This window comes from Streptomyces sp. 147326 (assembly GCF_045000215.1).
Lineage (GTDB): Bacteria > Actinomycetota > Actinomycetes > Streptomycetales > Streptomycetaceae > Streptomyces.
The window spans coordinates 3601774-3620055 of the sequence record NZ_CP134201.1; the positions used below are offsets into that span (position 1 = coordinate 3601774).

An 18282-nucleotide genomic window follows, 5' to 3' on the forward strand; every position below is an offset into this window, starting at 1 on the left:
CTCTGCCCTTACTTCGCAGCCGCGAGCTCGGCGGCCTTGTCGGCCGCGCCGTCCATGGTGTCCACGCGCTGCACCAGCGGGTGGTTGGCGTCCGAGAGGATCTTGCGACCCAGCTCGGCGTTGTTGCCGTCGAGACGGACGACGAGCGGCTTGGTGACCGCCTCGCCCTTCTCCTCCAGCAGGGCCAGCGCCTGGACGATGCCGTTGGCGACCTCGTCGCAGGCGGTGATGCCACCGAAGACGTTGACGAAGACGGACTTGACGTCCGGGTCGCCGAGGATGATCTCGAGACCGTTGGCCATGACGGCGGCGGAGGCGCCACCGCCGATGTCCAGGAAGTTGGCGGGCTTGACGCCACCGTGGTTCTCGCCGGCGTAGGCGACGACGTCGAGGGTGCTCATGACGAGACCCGCGCCGTTGCCGATGATGCCGACCTCACCGTCGAGCTTGACGTAGTTGAGGTTCTTCGCCTTGGCGGCGGCCTCGAGCGGGTTCGCGGCCGCGTGGTCCACGAACTCCTCGTGACCCGGCTGGCGGAACTCGGCGTTCTCGTCGAGCGAGACCTTGCCGTCGAGCGCGATGACGTCGCCGTTGGCGACCTTCGCGAGCGGGTTGACCTCGACGAGGAGCGCGTCCTCGGCGATGAAGGTGGCCCACAGGGTCACGAGGACCTCGGCGACCTTCTCCGCGACCTCGGCCGGGAACTGCGCCAGCGCGACGATCTCGCGGGCCTTCTCGATGGTCACGCCCTCGTTGGCGTTCACCGGGACCTTGGCGAGCTTCTCCGGGGTCTCCTCGGCGACCTGCTCGATGTCCATGCCGCCCGCGACCGAGGCCATGGCCAGGAAGGTGCGGTTGGTGCGGTCGAGGAGGTACGAGACGTAGTACTCCTCGAGGATCTCGGGAGCCGTCTCGGCGATCATCACCTTGTGGACCGTGTGGCCCTTGATGTCCATGCCGAGGATGTCCGTCGCCCGGGCGACGGCCTCGTCCGGGGTGGCGGCCAGCTTCACGCCGCCGGCCTTGCCGCGGCCGCCGACCTTCACCTGCGCCTTGACGACCGACTTGCCGCCCAGCCGCTCGGTGGCCTCGCGAGCCGCCTCAGGCGTGTCGATGACTTCACCGGCCAGCACCGGTACACCGTGCTTGGCGAAGAGGTCCCTCGCCTGGTACTCGAACAGGTCCACGCGCGTCCGTCCCTTGTCTTTTTTAAAGATTCGCAGTGATTCGCGGTTGTCTGCTATCTGCGTGGGCGTGCCGCGGAGGGCAACGTGACGGCGCTGTCACAAGGAAGGCGCACACGGTGACCGTGGACGCGGCATGTCCGTCCCGCAGGTTATCCCCGCAGGCCGTAGGTCCCTAAATCGCAGATCACACCTGAGCGGTGATACCTGTCACAGATCGCCTCACGGTTGAACTGGAAGTTCGTGCGTTTCACCGATTCACAGGACGGGCCGGGACGCGGCCGGGACGAAGCCGGAACCGCGCCGTCAGGGGGTCGGCAGGGGCCTCTTCTCCAGCGCCGCGGCCATGACCTCCGGAAACAGGTCCGGGGTGCAGGCGAAGGCCGGCGCCCCGAGCGCCGCAAGGGCGGCGGCGTGCTCGCGGTCATAGGCCGGGGCCCCCTCGTCGGACAGCGCCAGCAGGGTCACGAACTCGACCCCCGCCCCCTTCATCGCGGCGACCCGCTTGAGCATCTCGTTGCGGATGCCGCCCTCGTAGAGATCACTGATCAGGACGACGACCGTGTCGGCGGGCCGGGTGATCTTCGACTGGCAGTAGGCGAGGGCGCGGTTGATGTCGGTGCCGCCACCCAGTTGGGTGCCGAAGAGGACGTCCACCGGGTCGTCGAGCTGATCGGTGAGGTCCACGACGGCGGTGTCGAAGACGACGAGCCGGGTCGCGATCGAGCGCATGGAGGCCAGCACCGCGCCGAAGACGGAGGCGTAGACGACGGAGGCCGCCATCGAACCCGACTGGTCGATGCAGAGGATCACCTCCTTCTTCACCGATTGCGCCGCACGGCCGTACCCGATCAGCCGCTCGGGGACGACCGTCCGGTACTCGGGCAGGTAGTTCTTGAGGTTGGCCCGGATCGTGCGGTTCCAGTCGATGTCGTGGTGGCGGGGGCGGCTGATCCGCGCGGACCGGTCGAGGGCGCCGGTCAGCGTCGCGCGGGTCCGCGCCGCGAGCTTCTTCTCCAGCTGCTCGACCACCTTGCGGACCACGGCCCGCGCCGTCTCCTTCGTCGTCTCGGGCATCGCCTTGTTCAGCGAGAGCAGCGTGCCCACGAGGTGCACGTCGGGCTCGACGGCCTCCAGCATCTCCGGTTCCAGCAGCAGTGCGGACAGACCGAGCCGCTCGATCGCGTCGCGCTGCATCACCTGGACCACCGAGCTGGGGAAGTACGTGCGGATGTCCCCGAGCCAGCGCGCCACGTTCGGCGCGGACCCGCCGAGCCCCGCCGACCGTGCCCCCGGCCCCTTGCGCGACCCGCCGTCGCCCCCGTACAGCGCGCCGAGCGCGGCGTCCATCGCCGCATCCCGCCCGCCCAGCGCACACCCCGTCCCGTCGGCCTCACCCCCGCCCAGCACCATCCGCCACCGCCTCAGCCGCTCGCCTCCGGCGGGGTCTGCGGCTTCGTGTCGTACCCCCGCACTCATGTCCGTACCGCCCATCCGTCCGTCCCCCTGCACTCGTCGTGTCCACCGGTCCTGCCGGCTTCATCCGTCCATCCCGACCCGCTCATCCAGCCCCGCCGCACCGATCCAGCCCCAGCGGCGCGGCACCTCACCCGGCAAGCAGCATCCGCACCAGCCCCACCACCGCGTCCGCCCGCTCCGGGTCCAGGTCCGGGGCGAAGCCCTCGGGCGCCGAGGACGCCGGGCTCGCGGCAGCGGACCGGCCCGGCCCCCGCCGCACCAGCTCGCCCAGGCTCCGCTTCACCCCCGGCTCGTACGCCCCGAAGGTCCTCCGCAGCAGCGGGAGTACGTCGGTGAAGGCCCGCTCCGGCACCCCCACCAGCCAGGTGTCGATGAGCCCCAGCAGCCGCTCGTCGTGGACCAGCAGCGTGCCCCCGCCCGAACTCCCGCCCGCGAAGCCCTCGATCCAGCCCGCCGCGTCGGCCGGGGAGGCCGCCGGGGACAGCGCGAGCCCCATCAGCCGCGCCGTCTCCTCGGCCGGCAGCCGCCCGTCGTCGAGGAGCAGCCTGGCCGCCCGGCCGCGGATGACGCCCGGCACGGTGTCCCGGCCGGCCAGCGTCCGCAGCACCGCGGACCAGCGCTCCCGCAGCCCTTCGTCGGCGTCGGCCAGCAGTGCCACCGCCCCGTGCACCCCGTCCACGTGGCCCCGCAGCTCCGCCGCCGCGTCGGCGTCCAGGCCGGCCGCGCAGGCCGGCGGCAGCGCCACGCATATCCGCTCGGCGAGCCCGGCCGCCACCACGGCGAGGGCCGTCGCGTCGGTGCCGCGCACGTCCCCGTACCGCAGCGAACGGGCCAGCGCGGGCAGGGCCTTGGCGAGGCGCGCCACGTCGGTGTCCAGTGCGGCCCGGTCCGCGAGGGCCCGCAGTACGGCGGGCAGCGCCTCCGACAGCCCGGCCAGCAGGCACCGCTCGGCGAGCGCCGTCACCTCGCCCAGCTCCTCGGCTCCGGCCGCGTCGGCCTCGGCCTTGGCGGTGGCCGCCGCGAGGACGGTGGTGCCCCAGATCCCGGCCTCGGCGACCCGCACCGACAGTTCGGGCTCCCACCGCAGCCGCCACGTCTCCCGGAAGGTCCCGGTGCTGCCGCGGGAGGCGGTCGGGGTGCCCCATCCGATGCCGAGCAGCCGCAGCCGGTGCAGCAGCAGGGATTTCGCCGCGTCGGTGTCCTTGCGCAGGTCGAGTTCCAGTTCGCGGTCCTGCGCCTCGGCCTTGAGCCGCAGCGAGCGCTGCTGCCGCGTCAGGTCCCGCTGGAGGGGTACGACGGGCGCCGCGTCCGGGACCTCGCCGAGCACGTCGCCGACCACAAGGCGGTCCTCGATCAGCGCGAGCGGTATGTCGGAGCCGTCGCACATCACCGCCCGGACCGCTTCGAGGGTCTCCGTCAGGCCGGGCAGCGGCCGTCCCCGCATCGCGGCCAGGGTCTCGGCCAGCCGGACCGCCTCGATGACGTGCGCCGAGGAGACCTGCCGGTCCTCCGCGCGCAGCAGGCCGGCGACCTTGGTCAGCCACCGCTCGACGGGCCGGTCCCGCGCCTCGAAGAGGTGGGCGTACCAGCCGGGCGAGGTGATCCCCGCGCCGTACCCGCCGGCCCGGGCGAGCCGGCGGTGGGTCCACGGCACCCAGGTGGTCTCCACCTTGACCTTCGGCAGGCCGCTCAGCAGAGCCTTGTCCGCGGCCACCGTGGTCTTCGCCCGCAGCGCCGGGACGTGCCAGGCCCCGCACACCACGGCGTACGCGTCGCCGAACTCCCGGCGGGCGGCCCGCATCCGCTGCCGCATGTACGCCTCGCGCACGAGGTCGCGGCGGTGGCCGCCGTCGCCGTACGCCTCGCGCAGGGCTCCCATGGCCTCCCCGAGCGCCTCGAACGCGCCGAGCACCTCCTGTGGCCCGCCCCCGGTGCCGTCGGCGCCCCCCGCGCCCCGGTGCTCGACCACGTCCTCCCACCATCGCTCGGGGTCGTCGTACCCGGCTGTCTCGGCCAGCACCGCGAGGGGGTCCACCCTGACCGCGTCGGGCTCGTCGTGGTCCGCGCCCGGCTCGGCGGCCAGCGAGTGCGCGGCCGGCAGGTCCATGAACCGCACCGGTACGCCGGCCCGCTGCGCCCAGCGGATCGCCACCCACTCCGGGGAGAAGTCGGCCAGCGGCCAGAACGCGGCCCGGCCGGGGTCGTCCGCGGCGTGCGCGAGCAGCGCCACGGGGGGCCGCATCCCGGGGTCGGCGGCCAGCGCGAGCAGCCCGTCCCCCTCGGGCGGCCCCTCGATCAGCACGGCCGCCGGGCGGGCCGCGTCCAGCGCGGCCCGCACCGCGCGGGCCGAGCCGGGGCCGTGGTGCCGCACCCCCAGCAGCAGCGGGCCCTGTGGGCTCGGGCTCATACCGTCACCTCCCGGCAGGCCCGGTAGAAGTCCTTCCAGCCGTCGCGCTCGCGGACCACGGCCTCCAGGTACTCCTGCCAGACCACCTTGTCGGCGGCCGGGTCGCGGACCACGGCGCCGAGGATCCCGGCGGCCACGTCGGAGGGGCGCAGCACGCCGTCCCCGAAGTGGGCGGCCAGGGCCAGGCCGCCGGTGACGACGGAGATGGCCTCGGCGGTGGACAGCGTGCCGCTGGGCGACTTGACCTTCGTACGGCCGTCGTCGGTGACCCCGTCGCGCAGCTCGCGGAAGACGGTGACGACGCGGCGGATCTCCTCCAGTCCTTCGGGCGCGGCCGGCAGGTCGAGGGCGCGGCCCATCTGGTCGACCCGGCGGGCGACGATGTCGACCTCGGCGTCGGCGCTGGCGGGCAGCGGCAGCACGACGGTGTTGAAGCGGCGGCGCAGCGCGCTGGAGAGTTCGTTGACCCCGCGGTCGCGGTCGTTGGCGGTGGCGATGAGGTTGAAGCCGCGCACGGCCTGTACCTCTTCGCCGAGCTCCGGTATCGGCAGCGTCTTCTCGGACAGGACGGTGATGAGGGTGTCCTGGACGTCGGCGGGGATGCGGGTGAGCTCCTCGACGCGGGCGGTCATGCCCTCGGCCATGGCCCGCATGACGGGGCTGGGGACGAGGGCCTCGCGGCTGGGTCCGTGGGCGAGGAGCCGGGCGTAGTTCCAGCCGTACCGGATGGCTTCCTCGGGAGTGCCGGCGGTGCCCTGGACGAGGAGGGTGGAGTCTCCGCTGACGGCGGCGGCGAGGTGTTCGGACACCCAGGTCTTGGCGGTGCCGGGGACGCCGAGCAGGAGCAGCGCGCGGTCGGTGGCCAGGGTGGTGACGGCGACTTCGACGATGCGGCGCGGTCCCACGTACTTGGGTGTGATGACCGTGCCGTCGTCGAGCGTGCCGCCCTGCAGGTACGTGGCGACGGCCCACGGGGAGAGCTTCCAGCGGGCCGGGCGGGGCCGGTCGTCGGCGGCCGCGAGGGCTTTCAGTTCGTGTGCGAAGGCGTCTTCGGCGTGCGGTCGCAGCGCTTCGGCCGGGCGTTCGTTCTCGGGCGTGGTCATGGTCCCCCTCCAAGGCTCGGCAGCCGCTTCCGACTGCTGCATCCAAGGTGCACCACACCACTGACAACGGGCCCTGTTCACAGTGTTGTTGCAGGTCAGAGCGATTGTCAGTGGGGTTCTCTACGGTGGGACACATGACTGAGCAGGGGGTCCGCTGGACAGCGGAACAGGTACTGGCTCTGGCTCCTGACGATGCCTCACGCAAAGCGGGGAGCAGACTCGGCGGGGCGGGTCCGTGGTCACAGATCGGAGGTTCCGCTTCCGGTTCTGTATGGGGGTTGTGCAAGGGCAGCGGCAGCAAGCCGTACCGGACGGTCGTGGATCTGGCCGGACCGGCGTACAAGTGCTCCTGTCCGAGCCGTAAGTTCCCGTGCAAGCACGCGCTGGGACTGCTGCTGCTCTGGTCCGCCGAGGGGGTCGGCGAGCCGGGCGAGGCGCCGGACTGGGCCGCGCAGTGGCTGGCGGACCGGGCGGCGAAGGCCGCGCGTCCGGCCGCCGGGGCGGGCGGGCCGGTGGACGAGGAGGGGGCGCGGAAGCGGGCCGAGCGGCGGGCGGCCCGCGTCGGTACGGGCGTCACCGAGCTGGAGCAGCGGCTGGCCGATCTGCTGCGAGGCGGCCTCGCGGGCCAGGAACAGGCCGGTTACGCGGGGTGGGAGGAGACCGCCGCCCGGATGGTCGACGCACAGGCGCCCGGACTGGCCGGACGGGTAAGGGAGTTGGGGACGATACCCAGTTGCGGCCCGGGCTGGCCCGCCCGGATGCTGGAGGAGGCGGCGCTGCTGCACCTGCTGGACCGGGCCTGGCTGGGGGTGGCCGGGCTGCCGGAACAGCTGGCGGCGACGGTGCGCAGCCGGGTGGGACTGCCGGCCTCCGGGGAGGGGGAGGCCGTACGGGACCGCTGGCTGGTGCTGGCCCAGTACGACTCGGTTTCACCGGACGGCCGGCTCACCACCCGCCGGATATGGCTGCGCGGACTGCAGGGCGGACGGCCCGCCCTGGTACTGGACTTCGGACCGCCCGGGCGGCCGCCGGGCCTGTCGCTGCCGGTCGGGCTGGTGCTGGAGGCGGAGGTCCGCTTCCGGCCCGGATCGGCGGGGCTGCGGGCGGACCTCGGGGAGAGACTCTCGGCGGCCGTTCCGTGCGCCGGGGTTCCGGCCGGGGTGAGCACGGGGACGGCACTGGAGGCGTACGGGGCGGCGCTGCGGGAGGACCCGTGGCTGGAGTCCTGGCCGGTGGTGCTCGGCCCGGTGGTTCCGATACCGGGAGAGCTCGGCTGGCAGCTGGCGGACGCGGAGGGCACCTGTGCCCTGCCGGTGCCCCTCACGGGGTCCGGCAGCCGTTCCCGCTCGGGCCTGTGGCAGCTGGCCGCGTTGTCGGGAGGGGGGCCGGTGACGGTGTTCGGGGAGTGCGGCCACCGCGGCTTCACGCCGCTGACGGCCTGGCAGCCGGACTCGCCCGAGCCGGTCGCCCTGTCCTGAGGGCAGCCGGAACACACCACACATAGCAGGGGGCCTGGGGGGACGTATGCCGTCACAGGGGCGGCGGGGAGGGAACGCGTGGGCGCCGGGGGGCGCCGTACGCGGCACGACGAGCACGACGAGGTTGCGGCGGCGCGGGGGCGCCGGCGCTGGGACGACGAGAAGCCGGGGGGCTTGCATGAACGACAACCACGCCAGTTGAGCGCAGTGGCACGGACGCACGACTGCTCCGGTCCCGTGGAGGGGGCGGGACGGGGGCGCAGGACGCGAAGAAGGACGAGCGGCGAGGGAGGGGCCCGATGAGCAAGGGTGACGAGGGGTACGGGGAGTACGGGGAGTGGGAGGAGCTGGTCGGCGCCGCGCTGCTGGGCACCGACCGGCGCAGGGGCGGGAGCCCGGCCGGCTCGCCGGAGGCGCTGCTGGACGCGGCGGCCGTGCACACCGTACGGCGCCGGGCCGGGCTGCGGCCGGCCGCGGCGGGCCCGCGCCCGGAGCCCGCACCCCGGGATCCGCGCCCGGCGCCACCGGAGGCGGCCCGTCGCCGGCTCGCCCAGCTGCTGGCCGGCCGGACCGGGCCGGGCAGCGGCAGCGGCAGCGGACGGCGCGGGGCCGCGCCGGACCTGACGGAGCTGCTGCCCCAGTGGCTGGCCGCGGCCGGCCGGCACGGCTACCGCGCGCCGGCCGCCCTCGTACCGGCGCTGCTGGACGCGGCCCGGGCCCGTACCGACCTTCGACCGCAGGCGCTCGCCCTGGCCGGGACCCGGGGGCTGTGGCTGGCCCGGCTGAATCCGGACTGGCGGTTCGCCCTGCGCGGCGGGGCGGGCGGCACCGGGGAGCTGCCCGAGGTGACGGATCCTGCCGGGGTGGAACGGCTGTGGCAGGAGGGACTGTTCGCGGAGCGGGTGGCGCTGCTCGGCGCCATGAGGGCGCACGAGGCGGCGGCCGCGCCGCGGCTGCTGGCGACGACCTGGACCACCGAACGGGCCGAGGACCGGCTGATGTTCCTCGATTCGCTGCGGGTGGGGCTGTCCGAAGGGGACGAGCCCTTCCTGGAAGCGGCACTGGGCGACCGCAGCCGCAATGTCCGTGCCACGGCCGCCGAACTGCTGTCGGCACTGCCGCGATCGGCGCTGGCCGGCCGGATGGCCGAACGCGCCCTGGTCTGCGTCGGCCCGGAGGGGGTGACCCCGCCGGCCGAGTGCGATGCGGGGATGCTCCGCGACGGGGTGGTCAAGCGGCCGCCCGCCGGACGCGGGGAACGGGCCTGGTGGCTCGGCCAGATCGTGGAGGCGGCGCCGCTGTCGTGCTGGCGGGAGCGGTTCGGCGGGCTCGGCCCGGCGGAGATCGTGGCACTGCCGGTGGCCGAGGGCGAGGGCTGGACCGAGGAACTGCACGCGGCGTGGTGCCGGGCGGCGGTGCGTCAGCGCGACGCGTCGTGGTCGCGGGCCCTGCTCGGCCCGCCGTCCGCACCGCCCGCGGCGGGTCCGGGCACGGCATCGCTCGCGGAGCGGGCCAAGCTGCTGGAGACCCTGCCGGATGCGGAGCGGGCGGAATGGGTCGCCGCATTCATACGGGCCCACGGGCTTTCGGAGGCGTTCCAGCTGCTCGGGGTGTGCGTCGTGCCGTGGGCGGGGGCGCTGGGCCGGGCGGTGGTGGACGCGCTGGACATGGCCCGGGAGGCCGGCAGCTACCCGTGGAGCTTCAGCGGGGTGATGGGCCTGGCCGAGCGCTGCCTCGATCCTGCGGAGGCCGGCCGGCTGGAGGCCCTGACCGCGGCCACGGAGGAGCCGCCGGACGCGGCTCCCGGCGCAGCCGCGTACTGGGCCGAGGCCTTTCAGCGGCTGGTGGCCACGCTTCGGCTGCGCGCGGCCATGCTCTCGGAGCTGGCGCCGGCCGCCTGATCCCTCCCGGGGGGCTGGGCGGTCCGGCGCGGCTCAACGACGCCCCGGACCCCACGCCTCAAACGCCGGCGAGGCTGAAATACACGCCGGCGGGGCCGTCAGGTGCGGACGTTCGCCCTGACCCAGTCCACGATGGACGTCGTCGTCGCGCCCGGGGTGAAGATCTCGGCCACGCCCTTCTCCTTGAGCGGGGCGATGTCGTCCTCCGGGATGATGCCGCCGCCGAAGACCTTGATGTCCTGCGCGTCGCGCTCCTTGAGGAGTTCCAGCACGCGCGCGAAGAGCGTGTTGTGGGCGCCGGAGAGGATCGAGAGGCCGATCGCGTCGGCGTCCTCCTGGATGGCGGTGTCCACGATCTGCTCGGGGGTCTGGTGGAGGCCGGTGTAGATGACCTCCATACCCGCGTCCCGCAGCGCCCGCGCGATCACCTTGGCCCCGCGGTCGTGGCCGTCGAGACCCGGCTTGGCCACCACCACACGGATCGGACCGGTCACACCCATCGCACTGCCTCCCGAGTGAACGAACGTTAAGTACAGCATCGCGCACGCCACCGTTTCGCGGTCAACCACGAGGGGGAAATCACACGTGGGACGGCATTGCGCCACCGCGCCGACAGCCGCACGGCACGGTGGCGCAAAAGCCGCGGGTCCCAAGAGGCTCAGGGGAGGCCGTCGATGGGGCTGTACATACCCGTGTCCATGCCCTTGTCCGGCGCCGCACTGCGGGCAGGTGCGCTCGAGGTGGTGGTGCTCGGCGGGCACCTCCTCCTCTATCCGACCGGAGTGTGCCAGGAAAAGGTCACCGCCGGCGCGCCCGCGACACGCCCGCCCGTCCTCCTCCTCCACGGATTCACCGACAACCGGTCCGTCTTCGTGCTCCTGCGCCGCGCCCTCGGAGTGGGCGGCCTGCGGCACGTGGAGGCGTACAACTACTCGCCCTTCACCCTCGACCTGCGCGTCACCGCCCGCCATCTCGCCCGGCGCGTCGAGGAGCTGTGCGAGCGCACCGGGCAGGACCGGGTGGACCTGGTCGGGCACAGCCTCGGCGGCCTGGTCGGCCGGTACTTCGTCCAGCGCCTCGGCGGCGACGCCCGCGTCCGGACCTTGGTCACCCTGGGGACCCCGCATTCCGGCACGCGGGTGGCGCCCTTCTTGGACGCGCACCCGCTGGTGCGGCAGATGCGCCCGGACTCCGAGGTACTGGCCGAACTGGCCGCGCCCGCGCCCGGCTGCGCCACCCGCTGCGTGGCGTTCTGGAGCGAGTTCGACGCGCTGATGACTCCGGTCGGGACGGCGCGGATCGAGCACCCGGATCTATGTGTGGAAAATGTGCAGGTCACCGGCATCGGACATCTCGCACTGCCCGCGCACCCCGCCGTGATCGCGGCGGTCCGTCGCGCCCTCGACGGGCCCGGTCTGACCGCCGTCACGGGCTCGGAGGCCGCTTCCGTCGCCTAGCCGCTGAGCGACCTTCAGTCGAACGAATTTCGAACTCAAGGCCAAGGGTGCGTCTTTCGGCGACCGAAAGGCGGCTGAATGCCCGGTTCCGGCAATCTGGGGACCCATCGAAGATTGTCGTCGCGAGTAACCGGCGGGTACAGTCACGCCACTGCTCTCCTCCGGTGAACCACGAGTTCCCGGCCACCCAGGCCCCACTGCCGAGGCGAAAGAGAAGTTGGTGAACGACCGCCCCTCGCCGGGCCAGTACCCGGATCCCGGGTATGACGGCCTTGCCACCACCACTTTCGCTGGTGACTCGACCTACGTTTCCTATGAAACGCAGGGCCAGGGGGTCAACTACGCTGCCTACGGCTCCTACGAGACCGGCGCGTACGACACCACCGCGTGGACCTCTCAGGACACTTACCTGTCCACGGTCCCGACCCAGGCCGCACCCGAGGACACCACCGGGACCTGGGACGCGAGCGCCTGGAACACGCCGGGAGCGGACTACTCCGGTTACACCGCGTACCAGCCGGCCTCCTTCGGCTACGACGCCTCCGGCGAGCAGACCGGGCACTGGGCGATGCCGGGCTACGGCACCACCGGTACCGAGACCGGCGCCTACGACGCCACCGCCTGGAACACCGTCGCCGAGACCCCGGCCCAGCCCGAGGCCGCGTACGGATACGAGTACCAGCCCGCGCAGCAGCAGGAGCAGCCGGAGCAGCAGCAGTACGCGTACGGGACGACCTCCGTCGGCTACGACGCCGGGATCCAGGCCGGAACCGACGCGTACGCCGGCACGTACAGCGAGACGGCCGTCTTCGAGGTGCTCTCCGACGGAAGCCCCGGGGCTCCGGATGCGCCCCTGGCGCCCGAGGTCCACGAGCTGCCCGAGGTCCACGAACTCCACGACGCGCACGAGGTCCACGACCTTCCCACGCAGGCCATGCCCGTGACCGCCGCTCCGCGCGCCGCGCGCCGGACCGCCGCCAAGGGCAACGCCAAGGGCAGCGCCAAGGCGGGCAGCAGCCGTCGCCGCACCCCGGCGAAGCGTTCCGCCCTGCTGACCGTGGCCGTGCCCTCCGCCTGCGTGATGGGCGTCGCGGGCGTGGCGGCCGCCTCCGTCGGCGGGCTCACCGATACGGACAAGCCCGCCCAGGACACCACCACGATGGCCGCGCCCGACCCGGCCTCGGTGAAGCCGGTCGCGGCGAACACCAAGCTCGACACCCAACTGGTCGCGCTCAGCGCCGACGCGGGCGATTTCGCGGACCGCGCGAGCCGCACGCAGGAGCGCATCGACCTGCGCGAACGCCAGGAAGAGGAAAAGAAGAAGAAGGCGGAGGAGGCCGCGGCCAAGGAGGCCGCCCGCCCCAAGTTCGCCATCCCCGTGAACCAGCACGGCCTCAGCGCCAACTTCGGCCAGGCCGGCGGCATGTGGATGTCGGTGCACACCGGCATCGACTTCCCGGTCTCCTACGGGACCCCGGTCATGGCGGCCACCGACGGGACCGTGCGCACGCAGTACAACAGCGCCTACGGCAACATGGCGATCGTGACCGCGCCCGACGGAACCGAGACCTGGTACTGCCACCTCAGCTCCACCAAGATCCGCGGCGGCAAGGTCAAGGCGGGCGACGTGATCGCCTACTCCGGCAACTCCGGCAACTCCACCGGCCCGCACCTCCACTTCGAGGTCCGTCCCGGCGGCGGTTCCGCGATCGACCCGCTGGCGTGGCTCCGCGTGCACGGCCTGGACCCGACGTAACCAGCTGACGGGGCCCGGCCGAAAGGCCGAGCCCGACCACCCCGCCGGGCCCGGCCCGTGCCGCTACAGCTTCTGCACCGGCGCGTAACGCAGCAGCAGCCGCTTGGGCTTGTCGTCCCCGAAGTCGATGGTGGCCTGGGCGTCCGCGCCCGCGCCCTTGACCTCCATGACGGTGCCGAGCCCGAACTGGTCGTGCGTGACGCGGTCCCCGACCACCAGGGCGATGACCGGCTTGTCCGCGGCCCGCCGCGTCGCGAACCCGGACGGGCCCGACTTCGTACGCGACGAGGACAGGAACGCCTCGGGCGAGGTGCCGAAGGTCGCCTTCCCCGAACCGGAGGACCCGTAGCCGGAGCTCCGCATCGGTCCCGCCGGCTTCTGGGTGGCGCCCGTCCGCTTCCACTGGAGGTACTCGGCCGGGATCTCCTCGAGGAACCGCGACGGCGGGTTGTACGAGGGCGTGCCCCAGGCACTGCGCATGCTCGACCGGGTGAGGTAGAGCCGCTCGCGGGCGCGCGTGATGCCGACGTAGGCGAGGCGGCGCTCCTCCTCCAGCTCCTTGGTCTGGCCCAGCGCGCGCATGTGCGGGAAGACCCCGTCCTCCATGCCGGTCAGGAAGACCACCGGGAACTCGAGGCCCTTGGCGGTGTGCAGGGTCATCAGCGTGATGACGCCCGTGCCCTCGGTGTCCTCGTCGGGGATCTGGTCGGAGTCGGCGACGAGCGCGACCTGCTCCAGGAACTCGGCCAGGGTGCCGGAACCGGGAGCCGGGGCTCCGGTCTCGGCCGCCTCGGCCGCCGCGGCCTCCCGCGCCTGCTCGAACTCCAGCGCCACCGCCGCCAGCTCCTGCAGGTTCTCGATCCGCGTCTCGTCCTGCGGGTCGGTCGACGCCTGCAGTTCGGCGAGGTAGCCGGTCCGCTCCAGGACCGCTTCCAGGACCACCGCCGGGCCCGCGCCCGAGTCGACGATCGTGCGGAGCTCCTCCATCAGCACGTTGAACCGCTTCACCGCGTTCGTCGAGCGGGCGGCCATGCCGAAGGCCTCGTCCACGCGCCGCAGCGCCTGCGGGAAGGTGATCTTCTCGCGCGCCGCGAGGGCGTCGATCATCGCCTCGGCGCGTTCGCCGATGCCGCGCTTGGGCACGTTCAGGATGCGGCGCAGCGGGACGTTGTCCTCCGGGTTGGCGAGGACGCGCAGGTACGCGAGGACGTCGCGGACCTCCTTGCGCTCGTAGAAGCGGACGCCGCCGACGACCTTGTAGGGCAGCCCGACCCGGATGAAGATCTCCTCGAACACGCGCGACTGCGCGTTGGTCCGGTAGAAGATCGCGACGTCGCCCGCCTTGGCGTCGCCGGCGTCCGTCAGCCGGTCGATCTCGTCGGCGACGAACTGTGCCTCGTCGTGCTCGGTGTCCGCCACGTAGCCGGTGATGACCGCGCCCGTGCCGGCCTCGGTCCACAGGTTCTTGGCGCGGCGGTTCTCGTTGCGCTCGATGACCGCGTTGGCGGCGGAGAGGATCGTCTGCGTCGAGCGGTAGTTCTGCTCCAGCAGGATCGTCGTCGCGTCCTTGTAGTCCTCTTCGAACTGGAGGATGTTGCGGATGGTCGCGCCGCGGAAGGCGTAGATCGACTGGTCGGCGTCACCCACCACGCACAGCTCGGCCGGGGGCAGGTCCGGGTAGCCGGTGCCGACCAGCTCGCGCACGAGCGTGTACTGGGCGTGGTTGGTGTCCTGGTACTCGTCCACCAGGACGTGCCGGAAGCGGCGCCGGTAGTGCTCGGCGACGTCCGGGAAGGCCTGGAGCAGGTGGACCGTGGTCATGATGATGTCGTCGAAGTCGAGTGCGTTCGCCTCGCGCAGCCGCCCCTGGTACATCGCGTACGCCTGGGCGAGGGTCTTCTCGAAGCCGTCGACGGCCTGGTCGGCGAAGGCTTCCTCGTCGATCAGCTCGTTCTTCAGGTTCGAGATCTTGGCGTTGAACGACTTCGGCGGGAACTTCTTCGGGTCCAGGTCGAGGTCACGGCAGACGAGCGCCATCAGGCGCTTCGAGTCGGCCGCGTCGTAGATCGAGAACGAGGAGGTGAAGCCGAGCCGCTTGGACTCGCGGCGCAGGATGCGGACGCACGCGCTGTGGAAGGTGGAGACCCACATGGCGTTGGCGCGCGGGCCGACCAGGCCCTCGACGCGCTCCTTCATCTCGCCGGCGGCCTTGTTGGTGAAGGTGATCGCCAGGATCTGGCCGGGGTGGACGTTCCGCGCGGACAGCAGGTGTCCGATGCGGTGGGTCAGCACCCGGGTCTTGCCGGAGCCGGCCCCGGCCACGATGAGCAGCGGGGAGCCCGCGTGCACCACGGCCGCGCGCTGCTCCTCGTTGAGCCCTTCCAGGAGCGTCGCCGGGTCGATGACGGGCCTGGGGGCGCCGTCCCGGTAGTACGCGTCCCCGCTCATGGGCACGTCGAACCGCCCCCCGAAGAGATCGTCCGCGCCCGGTTCCGGGGCGCCGTGTTCCTCGGGCGGCGGCGGGACCTCGTCGGAGGGGGAGAGGTCCGCCAGGAAACTGTCGTCAAAGAGGCTGCTCATCGCATTCCGAGTCTAGGGGGCGGGACCGACAGGCCAGGACGAGTTCCAGCAGACCGGGGAAACACTCGTCCAGATCGTCGCGGCGCAGCGCGAGGTAGAGCTTGCGGCCGTGGGGGCGCTGGCAGATCACTCCGCTCTCGCGCAGCGTCTTGAGGTGGTGCGTGACGCTCGACCTGGGCAGGTCCGGCACCACCTCGCCGCAGAACGCCTCCTCGCCGGAGGCCAGCTTGCGGACGATCTCCAGCCGGACGGGATGCCCGAGCGCGGCCAGGACCTCGGCCAGCTCGATGCGGTCAGCGGCGGGGTGGGGCAGGTCAGCAGCGGCAGCCATGCCCCAACTGTACGCAGATCTCGTACGGACCTTGCCCAATCGTTCGAAGATCTCGTACAGTTCCGATCAACCGTACGAGATCTCCGTATGGTCATCCGGCCGTCCCTCCCCACTCCTCCACGAAGGACACCCCCATGCCCACTGCCACGTCCGACACCACCGACCTCGACGACGCCTCCCTGGCCGCCTCCCTGGACGGCGGTTTCACCAGCCACCACGCCGAGGTCAACGGCACCCGCCTGCACTACGTACAGGGCGGCAGCGGCGAGCCGCTCGTCCTCCTCGGCGGCTGGCCGCAGACGTGGTGGCAGTGGCACAAGGTGATGCCCGCCCTGGCACGCCGCCACCGGGTGATCGCCGTGGACCTGCGCGGCATGGGCGGCTCCGCCAAGCCGGAGAGCGGATACGACAAGAAGACGATGGCCGCCGACGTCCGGGCCCTGCTCGGCCACCTCGGCCTGGAGCGGGCCCACATCGCGGGCCACGACATCGGCGCGATGGTCGCCTACGCCTTCGCCGCCAACCACCCCGAGGCCACCGGCCGCATCGCGCTCCTCGACGTCTCGCACCCCGACGAGAGCTGGGCCCTCATGCCGCTGATCCCCCGGCCCGACCTGTACCACCTGTGGTGGTTCGCCTTCAACCAGGTGCACGGCCTGCCCGAACAACTGCTCGCCGGCCGCTACCACCTCCTGCTGGACTGGCTGTTCGGCGCCGCGTCCGCCGACCCGGCGTCCATCGACGCCCGCTCGCGGGCCGTGTACGCCCGCGCCTACGACTCACCGGAGGCGATCCGGGCCGGCAACGACTGGTACCGCGCCTTCGCCCAGGACATCGCCGACCTCGCCGGCTACGCCCCGGTGACCGCGCCGCTGCTCGCCCTGGGCGGCGAGTACAGCAACTACGAGCAGCTGCGGGGCGCCGTGCCGGCGCTCGGCACCGACACCCGGATCGTCCGCGTCGACGGCAGCGGCCACTACCTCCCGGAGGAGCGGCCGGAGGCCGTGACCGAGGAGCTGGTCCGCTTCCTGGGCTGATCGGACCGCCCCGTACGCTCGACCGCATGGACGTACTCATCAATGTCTTCGTCGGCCTGCACATCATCGGGATCGCCTCGCTGCTCGGCGGTTTCCTGACCCAGATGAAGGCGATGAGCGCGGGCACCGCCCGCTTCACGCCGGCCATGCTGCACGGCGCGCTCACCATGCTCGTGACGGGCGTACTGCTGGTCGGCTTCAACGAGATGGACGGAACGCCGGTCAACAACGTCAAGGTCGGCGTGAAGCTCGCGATCCTCTTCGTGATCCTCGCCCTCGTCTACGTCAAGCGCGACGAGGAGACGGTCGACAAGGCGCTGTTCGGCGCGGTCGGCGGACTGACCGTGATCAACATCTTTATCGCCGTCCTCTGGCACTGACGGATACCGATCCGCCACATCCGATCAGTTCGGATCATCTCGACATCGGCCCGTTACTTTCAGGTTTAGCGTCCTCCCCCAAGACCCAGCGTCAGAGACAGGGGAAGGACGTGAGGCCCTCGTGGCCAGTCATCGAAAGCCCAGGCAGCGCCCGCTCTCCGGCGGCACGGCACGGACGACCGCCGCCACCCTCGCCCTCGCGGGCGCTGCCACCGCCACCGCCTTCGAAGGCACCTCCCAGGCCGATCCCCGGCCCACCCCCTCCCAGGTCAAGTCGGAGGTGGACCGGCTCTACGAGGAGGCCGAGGCGGCGACCGAGCAGTACAACGGGGCGAAGGAGAAGGCCGACGAGGCCGAGCGCGCGCTGACCGGCCTGCGCGAGGAGACCGCCCGCAAGACCGACCAGCTCAACACCGCCCGCAGCGCGCTCGGCACGCTCGCCGCCTCCCAGTACCGCAGCGGGTCCCTGGGCACCGCCGTGCAGCTCGCGCTGGCGTCCGACCCCCAGGAGTACCTCTCCCAGGCCTCCTTCATCACCCGCGCCGGGGACCGCAACGCCGCCGGGATCACCACCGTGCGCCGCCGGCTCGACGAGGTCGGGAAGCTCCGGGACCAGGCCGCCGGGCAGCTCGCCGACCTCCGCTCCAAGCAGGACGAACTCGCCGCGCACAAGGCCGTGATCGAGGACAAGCTCACCGCCGCCAAGCGTCTGCTGGCCAAGCTCACCGCCGAGGAGCGCGCCGCCTACGAGGCCGAGACGCCCGCCGCCTCGCCCGCCGCCCCGCCCGCCGCCCCGAAGGGCAGCACCCCGCCGCCGCCTTCCGACGGGTCCCGCGCGGCCCGCGCCGTGGCCTTCGCGTACACGGCGATCGGGAAGCCGTACGTGTGGGGCGCGACGGGCCCGGGGTCCTTCGACTGCTCGGGCCTGACCCAGGCGGCCTGGCGCTCGGCCGGAGTCTCCCTGCCCCGCACCACCTACACCCAGATCAACGCCGGCCGGCGCGTGTCCCGCGACCAGCTGGCCCCCGGAGACCTGGTGTTCTTCTACTCCGGGGTGACCCACGTCGGCCTCTACATCGGAAACGGCCAGATGATCCACGCCCCGCGCCCCGGGTCGACGGTCCGGCTGGCACCGGTCGACTCGATGCCCTGGGCCGGCGCCTCCCGCCCGGCGTAGGCCCTGCGGCAC

General features: G+C 72.6%; 14 protein-coding genes. 7 read left to right on the top strand and 7 right to left on the bottom strand.

All coding sequences use genetic code 11. From position 1 onward, the window contains the following. Positions 1–8: 8 nt before the first annotated feature. The 4 genes from sucC to RIU97_RS15915 all read right to left on the bottom strand — a co-directional run bounded on the left by sucC (position 9) and on the right by RIU97_RS15915 (position 6173). Positions 9–1187 carry an ADP-forming succinate--CoA ligase subunit beta gene (gene sucC, locus RIU97_RS15900; RefSeq protein ID WP_266626308.1) on the bottom strand — a complete coding sequence of 393 codons (1179 nt, stop codon included), beginning with the start codon at positions 1185–1187 and terminating at the stop codon, positions 9–11. Positions 1188–1490: 303 nt separating this feature from the next. After that, positions 1491–2678: a VWA domain-containing protein gene (locus tag RIU97_RS15905; protein WP_404957326.1), complete on the bottom strand. Its 1188-nt coding sequence runs from the start codon at positions 2676–2678 to the stop codon at positions 1491–1493. A gap of 112 nt (positions 2679–2790) precedes the next feature. Further along, complete coding sequence (locus RIU97_RS15910) at positions 2791–5070, bottom strand: DUF5682 family protein (protein WP_404957328.1); 2280 nt, start codon at positions 5068–5070, stop codon at positions 2791–2793. Further along, positions 5067–6173: an AAA family ATPase gene (locus RIU97_RS15915; protein WP_361760504.1), complete on the bottom strand. Its 1107-nt coding sequence runs from the start codon at positions 6171–6173 to the stop codon at positions 5067–5069. Before RIU97_RS15915 ends, RIU97_RS15910 begins: the two co-directional genes overlap by 4 nt. A gap of 134 nt (positions 6174–6307) precedes the next feature. On the opposite strand from RIU97_RS15915, the gene RIU97_RS15920 reads away from it, so the two are divergent. Together RIU97_RS15920 and RIU97_RS15925 are read left to right on the top strand one after the other, a co-directional pair. Continuing rightward, positions 6308–7651 carry an SWIM zinc finger family protein gene (locus RIU97_RS15920; RefSeq protein WP_404957331.1) on the top strand — a complete coding sequence of 448 codons (1344 nt, stop codon included), beginning with the start codon at positions 6308–6310 and terminating at the stop codon, positions 7649–7651. 299 nt (positions 7652–7950) lie between these two features. Further along, positions 7951–9552 carry a DUF5691 domain-containing protein gene (locus RIU97_RS15925; protein ID WP_404957333.1) on the top strand — a complete coding sequence of 534 codons (1602 nt, stop codon included), beginning with the start codon at positions 7951–7953 and terminating at the stop codon, positions 9550–9552. Positions 9553–9650: 98 nt separating this feature from the next. Here the strand turns inward: RIU97_RS15925 and RIU97_RS15930 are convergent, their stop codons facing one another. Then, positions 9651–10052, bottom strand: coding sequence for a cobalamin B12-binding domain-containing protein (locus RIU97_RS15930; protein ID WP_404957335.1), 402 nt, complete (start codon positions 10050–10052; stop codon positions 9651–9653). Between the two features lie 174 nt (positions 10053–10226). On the opposite strand from RIU97_RS15930, the gene RIU97_RS15935 reads away from it, so the two are divergent. After that, on the top strand, positions 10227–11009 hold the full coding sequence (locus tag RIU97_RS15935; RefSeq protein WP_404957337.1) for an esterase/lipase family protein: 783 nt from the start codon (positions 10227–10229) through the stop codon (positions 11007–11009). Between the two features lie 220 nt (positions 11010–11229). After that, complete coding sequence (locus RIU97_RS15940) at positions 11230–12765, top strand: M23 family metallopeptidase (RefSeq protein ID WP_404957339.1); 1536 nt, start codon at positions 11230–11232, stop codon at positions 12763–12765. Positions 12766–12828: 63 nt separating this feature from the next. On the opposite strand, the gene pcrA is transcribed toward RIU97_RS15940, so the two are convergent. Together pcrA and RIU97_RS15950 are read right to left on the bottom strand one after the other, a co-directional pair. Further along, positions 12829–15345: a DNA helicase PcrA gene (pcrA, locus tag RIU97_RS15945; RefSeq protein WP_404957341.1), complete on the bottom strand. Its 2517-nt coding sequence runs from the start codon at positions 15343–15345 to the stop codon at positions 12829–12831. Continuing rightward, on the bottom strand, positions 15329–15676 hold the full coding sequence (locus RIU97_RS15950; protein ID WP_404957343.1) for an ArsR/SmtB family transcription factor: 348 nt from the start codon (positions 15674–15676) through the stop codon (positions 15329–15331). Before RIU97_RS15950 ends, pcrA begins: the two co-directional genes overlap by 17 nt. A 134-nt stretch (positions 15677–15810) precedes the next feature. On the opposite strand from RIU97_RS15950, the gene RIU97_RS15955 reads away from it, so the two are divergent. The 3 genes from RIU97_RS15955 (at position 15811) to RIU97_RS15965 (ending at position 18270) form a co-directional block, all read left to right on the top strand. Then, positions 15811–16713 (top strand): alpha/beta fold hydrolase, encoded by a 903-nt coding sequence (locus tag RIU97_RS15955; RefSeq protein WP_404957345.1) that lies wholly within the window; start codon positions 15811–15813, stop codon positions 16711–16713. Between the two features lie 26 nt (positions 16714–16739). Beyond that, entirely contained in the window at positions 16740–17093 is a 354-nt protein-coding gene (locus RIU97_RS15960) for a hypothetical protein (RefSeq protein ID WP_404957347.1), read from the top strand. A 121-nt stretch (positions 17094–17214) separates the two neighbouring features. Next, positions 17215–18270, top strand: coding sequence for an NlpC/P60 family protein (locus tag RIU97_RS15965; protein ID WP_404957349.1), 1056 nt, complete (start codon positions 17215–17217; stop codon positions 18268–18270). The last annotated feature ends 12 nt before the right edge of the window (positions 18271–18282 follow it).